Here is a 12,241-nt window from a genome sequence, read left to right on the forward strand (position 1 = left end):
AGAAATATTTCTTTTATGGGAGAGAGTAGATATGGGAGTATCGGCTGCTTTAATTGTAAAAGATTCTGAGCGCTGTTTGGCCAGATGTTTGGATAGCATTGTAGATGCAGTGGATGAGGTGATAGTGGTGGATACAGGCTCTTCAGACAGAACCGTAGCCATCATAGAGTCCTATCAAAACAAACATGATCACGTCAAATTATTTCATTTTGCTTGGATAAATGACTTTTCAGCAGCCAGAAATTATTCTTTATCTAAGGTGACTAATAATTGGGTTTTCATTGTTGATTCTGACGATGTGTTGCCTGAACAGGATCAGCCCAAGGTTAGAGAATATGTTAATAGAATGAATAAGAAAAACGAGCAGGCCGTTTTTGATATTGTCTATGATAATACAGTTGATGGTATTATTACTGAATCTATATCGAATGGATATGTACGGTTATTCCCAAGTGAATTGAGATACGAAGATAAAATTCATGAGCAGATCTCATTTGGTACTTTAAAGAGAATCCAAAGTGATATCCATCTTCTGCACGATGGTTATGATATCAATTTTATCGATTTAAAAGAAAAAAAGAAGCGTAACTTAAATATGCTGATTGAAAGCCTGAAAGAAGATAATGATAATGCTAGATTATGGCTCCATCTTGGCAGAGAGATGAGTGTTGTGGATAAGGACAAGGCGAGAAGATACTTAGACATTGCTGAAACCAAAGCAAAAAGCATAGAACTAATTAAATGGATTCAGCGGTCAAAAGAAGATCTGAATTAATTAAATAAAAAAAGTAGAAGATTTATGAAATTACTCTAAACAATTCTCTTCATTAAGTCGATATATAGTTTAGAGCGGTAATTCTTCAGGGCGGCCGACCTGTGAAGACGCTAATACCACATGGACGTGGGAATAAAACCATTTCAGGGAGGAAATATCAAATGATTATCAATCACAATATTCCGGCATTAAACACACACCGTAACATGGGGCTGAACACATCAGCAACAAGCAAAAACATGGAGAAATTGTCTTCCGGTCTGCGCATCAACCGTGCAGCTGACGATGCAGCTGGCTTGTCCATCTCCGAATCCATGCGTGGTCAAATCCGTGGTCTGGAGCAATCACAACGTAATGCTCAAGATGGTATCTCATACGTACAAACTGCTGAAGGTGCAATGAACGAAGTATCTTCGATGCTGACTCGTATGAAAGAACTGAACGTTCAAAAATCCAGTGGAACATATAGCTCTAATGATAAGAGCAATATCAATGAAGAGTTGTCTGAACTGGGTAAACAAATTGATAATATCATGACTAAGACTACTTTTAATGGTATCAGTATTACTAAAGGTGCTACAATTACAGTCAATGATAAAGCAACTGGTTCTATTACAATTGGGAAAATTACAACTACTAGCTTCAGTACTCTGGGCTCCAGCTCTGGTCTTTCTAAGATCGAAGATGCAATTAATGCAGTATCGACTGAACGTGCTAAGCTCGGTGCTGTACAAAACCGTTTGGAATATACTTCCAACAACATTGGTACAACAGTAGAAAACTTGTCTGCTGCAGAATCCCGTATCCGTGATACTGATATGGCTAAAGAAATGGTTGCTCTTTCCAAGAACAACATCTTGCTGCAAGCTTCGCAATCTATGCTGGCTCAAGCAAACTCCGCTCCACAAGGTATCTTGTCTGTACTTCGTTAATCTATACTTCTTTTTGGAAAGAGGCCTTGAAATTCAAGGTCTCTTTTCTTTATTTCATATCAAACCTTACTACATATTCCTTCTGGATAATCCGATATATAAAGTAACAAACATAAACTGACTAGATGACTACTCACATAAATGAGGAGGTATGGGCCTTGAGCCACAAAATTGTACCAGGAGCAAGTTCTACTGCCGGATCGGGTGTCGTATATCCAACGAAGGGCAGTAATGAAAATGATGTTTCAATTAAAGGTGACAAGGGAATTATCACCATAGCCACCCAATCTGTCGAAAAACAACAAATAATTCAACAATTGGAGAAAGCAATTAGGGCAGTACAGGGACCTGAGAAAACGTTTGAAATTTCCATCCACGAACAGACACATGCAATTATGGTCAAGGTGTTCGATAAACAGTCAGGTGACCTGATAAGAGAGATACCTTCAGAAAAGTTACTTGATGTAGCTGCAAACTTGATGGAACTGAGCGGAATTATTGTAGACGAGAGAGTATAAAAAGGAGGCTATTATGAGAATTAGCGGACTATCTTCAGGTATGGACATTGACGCAATGGTAAAGCAATTAATGACAGCAGCAAAAGTTCCTTTGGACAAATTGAACCAGCAGAAACAACTATTGGAATGGAAAAGAGAAGGGTACCGAACAGTTAGTACAACCTTAGTTAGTTTTAATGAGAAGTTGTCTACTTTAAATAAAGCCGAGGCTATTAACTCTAAAAAAGCAACGGTTACTGGAGCAACGGGTGTTGTAACAGCGAAAGCAACGGGAGCAGCCACGAATTCAGTATTGAATATCTCAGTAAATAGTCTGGCGAAGGCTACTTCAATAGCTTCCAATGATTACAAAGCTGCTGATGGATCTTCTACAGGTACTCCTAAAAATGCGGGGGTTGCTTCATCCCAGCCTATCTCATCCATATATTCCGGTAGTGAAACAAGCATCACTATAGGAACAGGAGTGCCTGGAGAAACGGCTGCGACAATAACATTTTCACCCTCAGATACCATTGAGTCTGTAATTAACAAGATCAACAGTAATAAAGACGCAGGGGTCACTGCGGTTTATGACTCAACAACAGGCCGCATGTCTTTAACCCGCAAAGAAACCGGAGATAAGGCTATTGTCCTGACCGGTGCACTTCTGAATGAGGGATTTGAATTTAATACATCAAAGGTAACACAAGGACAAGATGCATCCGTTGTAATTAATGGAATTACAACAACTCAATCTTCTAATAGGTTTACTATTAACGGCATTGAAATCTCCTTAACTGGAACTACTCCCACAGGACAAACCAGTCAAATTGAGGTGACCCAGGATGTCGATAAAATGGTTGAATCAATTAAAGCATTCGTAGAGTCTTATAATGCAACCATTGCGACACTCAATCAAAAGACATCTGAAGAACGATTCAGAACGTTCTTACCTTTAAGTACAGAGCAAAAAGCGGATATGAAAGAAGATGAGATTACTCTTTGGGAGAATAAAGCTAAAAGCGGTATGCTTAAAGGTGACTCAATAATAGACAAGGCCTTGGCGGATATGAGAACCGCAATGATCAGTGATGTACTGGTTAACGGAAAAAAAATGAATATTACACAGATAGGCATTACAACAGGAAACTACAGTGAAAAAGGGAAACTGATTCTTGATGAGACCAAACTGCGTACTGCCTTAGAGTCCAATGCTGAGGATGTCTATGCTTTGTTAGGGCAGACGGATACCTCGAACAAAACAGACTACACACCAAGTGATGGTCTCTTCAATCGATTGAGAAAGATCGATAATGTAGCTTTATCCTCAATGTATGACAAGGCAGGAACATCGCGGATAAGCAGTGACCTGACAACCTCATTTTTGGTTACAAGCCAGATGGGCGACCAATTGAGAGCTTTTGAGACGAGGATTGCTGATTTGAACAGAAGGCTTACGATGAAAGAAACCCAATATTATAAACAGTTTACCGCAATGGAGACTGCTATGAATAAATACAATAGCACTTCGTCCAGCTTGACCAGTATGTTATCTTAATAAAAAGGGAGAGATTTCTTTTGATTACATCACCCCACCAAAAATATCAACAGACCCAACTGCATACAGCTTCACCAGCCCAACTTCTGCTGATGCTTTATGATGGTGCGATTCGTTTTTCTAGAGTAGGAATATCCGCAATCCAAGAGAAGAACTATGAGAAGGCAAACATCAATTTATGCAAAGCTCAAGCTGTAATTCATGAGTTGATCGCAGCGCTAAATTATGATTATCCCATCGCCAAGACGCTTTACCAGGTTTATGAGTATATGATTCACCAGCTTATTAGTGCTAATATGAAAAAAATTACTAGACCGGCAGATGAGGTTGTGTCCTATTTGTTAGAGTTGCGAGAAGCATGGGATGCTGCTAATAAGTCATTAAATGCCGCCACTGAACAAAGCTAATGAGAACTCCAATGGAGGTTTTCATAGGACAGCTTGAGACCATTACAGCAAGTTTGCTTCAGAGCATTGAGCATGCTAGCTATGAAGATCTCGCTGTATTTTCTGAACAAAGAGAATTAATAGTACTACAGATGATAGAATTAGAGGAAGTCCTTTCAAATGATCACTACAAGCGTTTAACCAGACTTGGAGAATACGATCAATTAATTCTATCTAAAATGCAATGCTTTAAAAATGAAGCGAGTACGTGGTTATCCAAACAAGGAGCAATCAGAGAACAGAAAAATGCTTACGGTGCTGCTTACAATGTAGATAGTTTTTATGTAGATCATAAGAAATAATAAAAAGGTTGGGGTTATTCACATGAAGCGTCTAAGCGTTTGCATGATTGTTAAAGACGAAGAGGAGCTGCTGCCCCGCTGCCTGGATAGTATACAAGGCATTGCAGATGAAATTATTGTTGTGGATACAGGTTCAACTGATCGTACTAAACAGGTTGCAAAAGAATATTCTGCACTGCTGTTTGATTATACTTGGTCTAATGATTTTGCTGCGGCTAGGAATGAATCTATTCGTCATGCATCAGGAAAATGGATATTAGTGCTCGATGCTGATGAGTATTTGGCTAAGGAAGAATTCAGTCTGTGGAATGATTTTTTAGAGAGAGAGGAGCCTCTTGGCCACCTTGCATATACTCTGCCAGTTATCAATTTCACAGGAGATAAAGAATCAGATGATGAGATGACCACGGCACCAGTAACTCGCTTATTCCCTAATTTTAAAGGGATATATTTTGAAAGGCCCATTCATGAGCAATTGACAAGAGATACCCAAGGTGAGCTTTTCCATAAAAAAATTGCTATGAATATTTATCATACAGGATATCAAACGAAAAGATTAATTGAAAAGAATAAGCATGAACGTAACATGTCTATTTTTAACACGATGAAAAAAGACGATAGGATGAGTGAATACGATTGGTTTACCTTGGGCAACCAGTACCGGTATGCAAAAAATGAGGAAGAGGCTATCCGCTGTTATGAACGAGCATTAGTGGATGATTCCTCCAGTTTGGCATGGTACCCGCATTGCTTAATAGGACTGATTAGTTTGTACTTCCAAGAAAATCGTTTGCAATTGGTGGATGAGTGGACCACAAATAAGTTGGTTATATTTAATGAATACGCTGACTATTATACGATTAAGGGTATTCAATATGAAACGATGGGTTTCTTTAAACAAGCGGAAGAGTGCTATCTTAAAGCCGTCAGAATCGCGGAAGAACGTGCTACTAAAGATCAGGAAATCTGGCTGGTCGATCCGATGTATAGCTTCGAGACTCCCGTACAGCAGTTGGTAGGGATATACTTTAGACTGAGTGAGAGTAAGCAGGCCATCTACTGGTTATCAAAGCTTCTTCATAAAAATAACAGGAATCCGCAAGTGTTATTAAAGTTGGTAGAGTGGTTGTGCCAGCATGAAAGCCAAGATGAAGTAACCAAATTGTTAAATAAAATTTATGATGTTACTAATACTTCTGACTGCGAGTTATTATTTAAAGTTTCACTTGTACTGGGGCAAGCTGGTTTAGTCCGTTATTATGCCGGCCTGTTGAGCACACTAGAAAACCTTAGTTCATTAGATTTATTGCGGTATGCAATTATAATGGAAGATGAGAAAGCTTGGTTAGATTATTCAGATTTGCATCAATCTGTGTATAAAAATCAGTTTCAAGCTTGGATTCAATTAGCTGTAGGGGCTATTAAATGGAACAATCCCTCCAAACTTCAAGACGTTGCTAAGCAGTATCAAAATAAGAGTCTAGATGACTTAACTGTAATTATAGGTTCTTTTATTCAAGGTAATCTTGGCAATGAAGATCAAATGCTGATCCAATATGCTGATAATTTATTTTCAGTAGCTAAACAATTATTCTTGATAAAGGATTATGAGAATTTCGATAAATTTATCCATGTATTGAAAACCCCGGAACTGATTAATCAGTTGGCTAATTATTTCTTTAATTTAGGTCTTACCGAGCTGGCGATGAACTATTATTCAATACTGCTCGCGGAACAACGGTTGGATTTATCCAGCCTGGTCAACCTGGGAATGTATCATGCCAATCAACACTATTATCAGGATGCCATTGAATTTCTTAGTGCAGCTGTACAGCAGAACCCTTCTTCGAAGCATCTTTACTATTCTTTAATCAAACATGCTGATAATGAATCCAAGTTTTCTTATATCGATCAATTTATGGATGAATGCTCAGAATTTATCGATATTTCGTTCGTGAAAGAGTTCTTAACAAAAGAAAAACAAACGTCTGGAATAAGATGAGAAAAGGCACGTCCACTATAATGGATGTGCCTTTTTAAATTTATTTTAGTTTTAAATTTGTTTTAATGGAAGTTGTAGAGATATCAGGTGTTCTTTCGAGATAAATGACTTCGCAAAAAGGCTTGAGTTCATCGAATTTTCCATGCCAATCATCTCCCATAACGAATACATCAATATTGTATTTTGCGATATCCAATTTTTTCTGTTCCCAGCATTGTTCCGGAATAACCTCATCCACGTATTTAATGGCTTCCAGCATCATTTTACGTTCTTCATAAGAGAAATATGCAACTTTCTGTTTGATGGTATTAAATTCATCAGTAGAAAGAGCTACAGTAAGATGATCACCAAGTGCCCTAGCCCGTTGAAATAAAAGAATGTGCCCGTAATGCAGGAGGTCAAACGTGCCATAAGTAATTACTTTTTTCATAGCTGCCTCCTGTTCAAGTTATAGATTTTAGCTTTTCTCTTAGAAGTTCTGTCATCTCCACTCTGGAACTTAATCGAAGAGCTTCTTCATAATGCCTAATGGCCTCTGTCTTATCGCCTAGCAATTCAAAGACATATCCTAAATTGTACAAAATATCTTCGTCCCATGGGAAATGCTTATGACCAGCTTGAAACGTATGAATTGCTTCTTGAGGATCATTGTTTAATAAATGAAGCATCCCATTCATGGAAAAGATGTCTGGATCTGCTGAATTGCTCTCAAGATAATTCTGTATAGCTTCATTGCCCTGCGCAAGATGGCCTTGATCGATGATCCCTTGGATCATGCTCTTAACCTGCTGTTGCATCTGCCAATGCTGCAGTGATTTTTCTCGTCTATGATAAATTAATTCGGTGTTGTCCTGAACATAAGAATCAATAAGATTCCAGATTCTTTCGGATGAATGGTTATCTTGATATTTATGGCATAGATTCAGAATTGTACTTCTCTCACTCTTGTACCACTCGGGTTCACTCAGAAAGCGAATAAAGGTTTCTTGCAAATCTTTTTGTGATGAGATTTTGGGTCCGGGTGTCCAGAATTCATAAGGTTCTAGCAATAACCCACGACTTTCCCTATAGTCTTCTAGATCAGTAGGAAGGAACATCACAGGCCGATCTAATAACAAATAGTCGATGTACACTGAGGAGTAATCGGTAAGAAGCATATCAGCTGAATTAAGGACATCATAAAGATCTAAGCCAGCTGTTTCTAACCGTTCCTCGTTTAATGTGTACACTTTCTCGGTAGTAAGCTCCTGTAATTCCTTAGAGAAGAAACGCTCTTCAAAAGGATGGAGCTTAATAATAAGTATGCTATTGTGCTTGCGAAGGAACTGTAGCAGCTGATCCTTACTAAATTCAGATAATCCAAAAAGATTACTGAAGTTTTTGCCCCCTTCTATTTTATCAGGATTAATAATTGATTTCCGGAATGTAGGCATAAAAAAAATAATGTTCTCTCCAGAATCTTGATACTCAGGAATTGCACGTATTAAATTGGCTCGGCCGTCTGCTGAAAGCAAGGCATCATTGCGTGGGACACCTGTAATCTGGTATTGCTGAATCCGTGCTCCACTGCAAGAATTCATAGCTGTGTTATAGAAGGAAGAATAGGACATGATCATATCAACATTTGACCAATAGTTAGAGATCTTTTCATCCGTTGCAGTTTCTTGCTTGTCCATTTTGGCCATCCCCTTGAGAGGGAAGCCGTGCCACAATTCAATATTTATTTTGTCATCCCGCGTAGCATGTTCACCATGTGTAGTGATATACACATCGCTATTATTGAGATTACGGTTATACAAGGCTTGTTGTGATGTGAGTAATTCAATATCATATTTGGCTCTCAACGCGTCTGGAGCAGCGTTATATAAATGGTAACTGTTAGAACCTGATGAAGAGGTATGAAATAATGTGATTTTGATTTTGTTAGTAGTCATCTGTGGTCCTTTCTAGAGCAATATTATTTATCTTATACTTTCTTATCGGTTAATTCATTATGAGGATAAAGATGATTCCATCCTTATTGCAGTTGTTAAAATATTCATATTATATTTTTATGAAGAAAGCTCCATGAATTCGACAAAATAACCGATATAATCTTAAAAGGTATCGTTTATTGGGGGAGCTTATATATGCAAAAGACAAGTATAATTATGGCTGTTTTTCCAAACCAATTTGAATATATGAAGGCATCCATTGATAGTATCCGAAGATTTACTACAAAAGAATCTTATGAATTAATTCTTGTGGAAAGCGGTGGTTGTTTAGAAACAAGGAGTTGGCTGGCTGAGGAAACGGAAATCAGATCCTTGTTTTTTGATGAGGTAATATCCACGAGTGCAGCGTTAAATGAAGGGATTGAAATTTCTAAGTATAATTCTATACTGATCATGCATGAAGACACATTAGTAACTGAGGGCTGGTTAGAGCTATTATTGGATGAACTTTATAAAAATAGCAATACAGGAGCTGTAGGCCCTCTAACAAATTTTGCTGATGATGACCAGGCTCACGCTGTTCAATTTACATCAATGGAAGAGTTACTCTCTTTTTCAAAAGGATTAAATGAAATAAAGTCAGTGGATGAAAGAGTAACTTTATCTGATTTTTGCCTATTGTTTAAAAGATCTGTTATGGGAAATACAAGGATATTTGATGAGGAACTGAATGGGAAGATCTCAGTTATTGATTTTTGTTTACGGATCAAAGAGAAGGGCTACAGGTTGGCGCTGTGTAGACATGTGTATGTATACCATTATGGAACTAATGAAATAAGCGTAGATAATAACAGTGAAAAGAATTTCAAGAGAAAGTGGGATTTTAACGTCAAGGACATTATGATGGAGTACGACGTAATAAATTCGCTTGTTTTGCCTACCAAAAATGCCTTTAAAGTTTTAGTAGTAGGCTTTTTTAAAGGTGGTAGTGCAACAGTATTCAAGCTTATGAAAATGTACCCCAATGCTGAGGTTGCATACTATTCTCTTAGTCAGATTTCAAATTCTTTAATTCATGAGAAGTTTGACTGCATCATACTAAGTTCCGGAATATATTGTGAAGATACTATAGCACTAATGAAAGGGATATTAACTGATGAGGGTAAATTACTTGTTCGGCTATTCAATATAAATTATCTGGGTGTAGTTCGACAGTTACTGCTAGGAGAAGGCTTAGATGAGGGGAAACGCTATTGGAACCTAACTGAGATTGCTCCTATCTTTGAAAAGGCTGGATTTCAGGAATTGGATTTTGACTATATATTTAACGATAATCTTTCGGGGTATGATAATTCCATTATTGCAGGACTTGGAGATTTGGTTGAGGAGTTGCCTCGGGAGTTTGAAGTCTCAAGTTTCTTGGTAAGTGCGCGAATCATCCCCAAACATCAGTTATTGCATAGACTGTTTGATATGTTGAATCAGACTTATAGTGATGCTGTATTGGACGAAATACTTCGCTTTTCAACAACGCAAATTATTTCATCAATAGATAACTATGAGGGGGTGGCTATTCCTTTATTGAACTATTTAGGAATAGCTAATTTTGAAAGGGAAAAATTAGATGACGTTCTACCATACTTAGCAAGAGCTCACGAACTTGAAAATGATAATTACTTGACAATTATTAATTTAGCTACAGTTATGCATTCAGTGGGCAATATTGAAAAGGCTTTGGAATGGCTTGAAAGGATCAGAGACAAGAGTAAGGATGTTATAAAATGGATTGGTGTGTTAGAAAAAGACATTTATGATAAGAGAATTGCTAATACAAAAGTTAAGTTTCTTTTGAGAAGGATTGAAAATAATGTGGAACGTGAAACTTCTTCGATGGAGCTAATAGATTTATTACAACAAAATGGAGTTTCTACTAATCAAATTATAAAATCAGTAATGGTTGATATTGTAGATAAAACAGGGACATTAAATCGTGTAGCAATAAATTGTTTTAATTCAGGATTGTTTGAAAATGTAATTCCATTATTGGAAGAATCCTATACAGTTGATCCTAGAAATGAAGATACTTTATTTAACCTAGCTTATATATTATATAAATTTGGAGCTTTTAATGAAGCCTTGGATTTTGTGAAGAAAATTCCTAGACCGGATGAAGATGTGTTTCGCTTACAGCGGGATATTGAGGGGTGTATGAATCATGGAATTAAATAAAATGTGTTTTATTACTTGTTTTGATGATGAAATTCTGTATGAAGAATCTGTCCGATATATTAGTTCTTTAAAAATTCCAGATGATTTCCAAATAGAAATGATATCTATCCGTGATGCTGAAGGAATGGCAGATGGTTATAATAGGGCAATGAGTCAATCGAATGCGAAATATAAAGTTTATTTACATCAAGATGTTTTCATTGTTAACCCCGATTTTATAAGTGATGTGTTATTGCTTTTTTCTAAAAATCCCAACCTTGCTTTAATTGGTGTTAAGGGGGGGGCGAAGATGCCACCTAGTGGTTTATGGTGGGAGGCTGCTGAATTATATGGGAAGACATATGAAAGTTCTAAAGATAATCTAATGCAATTACGCCTACACAATGAAGTGACCTCTGATTATGAATCTGTAGAGGCTGTAGACGGATTAATTCTTATTACTCAATACGATCTTACGTGGCGTGCTGATTTGATGAAGGGTTGGCATATGTATGATGCAGCTCAGTGTTCAGAGTTTATAAGAAGAGGTTATGAAGTTGGTGTTGCTAATCAAAATAACCCATGGGTTATTCATGATTCTGGACCAATGACTTTTGAAGGCTTTGAACAGGGGAGGGTGGCATTTCTTAATGAATACTCTAAGGACATACACCCGCTGGTCAGTATTTTAATTCCAGCTTACAATAGACCATATTATTTGGAACTAGCTTTACAGAGTGCTATATATCAGTCGTATAAAAACATTGAAATTATTATTGGTGACGATAGTACGAATGATGAGGTTCAGAAAGTTATAGCACCTTATTTAGAAATGTACGATAATATTTTTTATTATAAAAACCCTGAAAACTTAGGTATAGGCAACTGGCACCAACTTTATGATCGTGCACATGGAGAATATATTAATTATCTCATGGACGATGATTTATTTAGTTACGAGAAAATAGAAAAAATGGTTCAGGTATTCTACCTTAATAAAAATATATCACTAGTGACTTCATTTCGAGAGCTAATTGATCAAAACGGCGAACATATTCCTTCAAAGCCATCCACTAGAAGATTATTTGACAAAGATACTCTTATAAACGGCAAGCAGTTTGGTTCTATGTTAATAAGCCAAAATTGGAATGCTGTGGGAGAACCGACCACGGCAATGTTTCGTAAAAATGATCTCACTCAATTTGGTTACTTTCATGGAGAAAGTTACACTTTTCTGAATGATTTCGCAAGTTGGATTTCTTTAATGGAGAAGGGGGACGTTATATATTTATCTGAGCCACTCAGTTATTTCAGACAGCATGGAGAACAGAATCAATTAAATCCGAAGTATAAAATCTTAACTAATAGTGAATGGTTTAACTTAATCTTTGAATCTAAGAATCGTGGTTTTTTAACAGAGGAACGAATGTATAAGGAAGCCATCAGTAACTATATAAAATTAGTGTTAGATAACATTGTTTTCTTTCAAGATTTAAATTTAGAAAATATGTTAATTGAGCAATCTGTTGACATATATCTTTCGAGAGCAATTGAAGAATTATTAGCCTAAATATCAGGAAGAAGGCG

Annotated in this window: 11 protein-coding genes; 9 read left to right on the plus strand and 2 right to left on the minus strand. The window is 37.0% G+C overall.

What is annotated here, in order from left to right; genetic code table 11:
• Positions 1 to 31: 31 nt before the first annotated feature.
• From MKY14_RS29040 to MKY14_RS29070, 7 genes are all read left to right on the plus strand, one after another.
• Positions 32 to 775 (plus strand): glycosyltransferase family 2 protein, encoded by a 744-nt coding sequence (locus MKY14_RS29040; RefSeq protein WP_340977922.1) that lies wholly within the window; start codon positions 32 to 34, stop codon positions 773 to 775.
• A gap of 161 nt (positions 776 to 936) precedes the next feature.
• Positions 937 to 1,707, plus strand: a complete 771-nt coding sequence (locus tag MKY14_RS29045; RefSeq protein ID WP_340977923.1) for a flagellin N-terminal helical domain-containing protein — start codon at positions 937 to 939, stop codon at positions 1,705 to 1,707.
• A 158-nt stretch (positions 1,708 to 1,865) separates the two neighbouring features.
• Positions 1,866 to 2,225 carry a flagellar protein FlaG gene (locus MKY14_RS29050; protein ID WP_340977924.1) on the plus strand — a complete coding sequence of 120 codons (360 nt, stop codon included), beginning with the start codon at positions 1,866 to 1,868 and terminating at the stop codon, positions 2,223 to 2,225.
• Positions 2,226 to 2,238: 13 nt separating this feature from the next.
• A complete protein-coding gene (gene fliD / locus MKY14_RS29055; RefSeq protein ID WP_340977925.1) occupies positions 2,239 to 3,762 on the plus strand; it encodes a flagellar filament capping protein FliD in 1,524 nt (507 codons plus the stop codon).
• Positions 3,763 to 3,782: 20 nt separating this feature from the next.
• Positions 3,783 to 4,169, plus strand: coding sequence for a flagellar export chaperone FliS (gene fliS, locus MKY14_RS29060; RefSeq protein ID WP_340977926.1), 387 nt, complete (start codon positions 3,783 to 3,785; stop codon positions 4,167 to 4,169).
• 11 nt (positions 4,170 to 4,180) lie between these two features.
• Positions 4,181 to 4,510, plus strand: coding sequence for a hypothetical protein (locus MKY14_RS29065; protein WP_340977927.1), 330 nt, complete (start codon positions 4,181 to 4,183; stop codon positions 4,508 to 4,510).
• 22 nt (positions 4,511 to 4,532) lie between these two features.
• A complete protein-coding gene (locus tag MKY14_RS29070; protein WP_340977929.1) occupies positions 4,533 to 6,512 on the plus strand; it encodes a glycosyltransferase in 1,980 nt (659 codons plus the stop codon).
• A 40-nt stretch (positions 6,513 to 6,552) separates the two neighbouring features.
• Here the strand turns inward: MKY14_RS29070 and tagD are convergent, their stop codons facing one another.
• The gene (tagD, locus tag MKY14_RS29075; RefSeq protein ID WP_340977930.1) at positions 6,553 to 6,942 is read right to left on the minus strand and encodes a glycerol-3-phosphate cytidylyltransferase; all 390 of its coding nucleotides are present in this window, start codon (positions 6,940 to 6,942) and stop codon (positions 6,553 to 6,555) included.
• Positions 6,943 to 6,955: 13 nt separating this feature from the next.
• Positions 6,956 to 8,446 carry a CDP-glycerol glycerophosphotransferase family protein gene (locus tag MKY14_RS29080; RefSeq protein WP_340977932.1) on the minus strand — a complete coding sequence of 497 codons (1,491 nt, stop codon included), beginning with the start codon at positions 8,444 to 8,446 and terminating at the stop codon, positions 6,956 to 6,958.
• A 195-nt stretch (positions 8,447 to 8,641) separates the two neighbouring features.
• On the opposite strand from MKY14_RS29080, the gene MKY14_RS29085 reads away from it, so the two are divergent.
• Positions 8,642 to 10,675, plus strand: a complete 2,034-nt coding sequence (locus tag MKY14_RS29085) for a glycosyltransferase (protein ID WP_340977934.1) — start codon at positions 8,642 to 8,644, stop codon at positions 10,673 to 10,675.
• The gene (locus tag MKY14_RS29090) at positions 10,662 to 12,224 is read left to right on the plus strand and encodes a glycosyltransferase (protein ID WP_340977935.1); all 1,563 of its coding nucleotides are present in this window, start codon (positions 10,662 to 10,664) and stop codon (positions 12,222 to 12,224) included. The genes MKY14_RS29085 and MKY14_RS29090 overlap by 14 nt, the downstream gene beginning before the upstream one ends.
• Positions 12,225 to 12,241 lie beyond the last annotated feature (17 nt).

The organism is Paenibacillus sp. FSL R5-0887 (assembly GCF_038002305.1).
Taxonomy (GTDB): domain Bacteria; phylum Bacillota; class Bacilli; order Paenibacillales; family Paenibacillaceae; genus Paenibacillus_AQ; species Paenibacillus_AQ odorifer.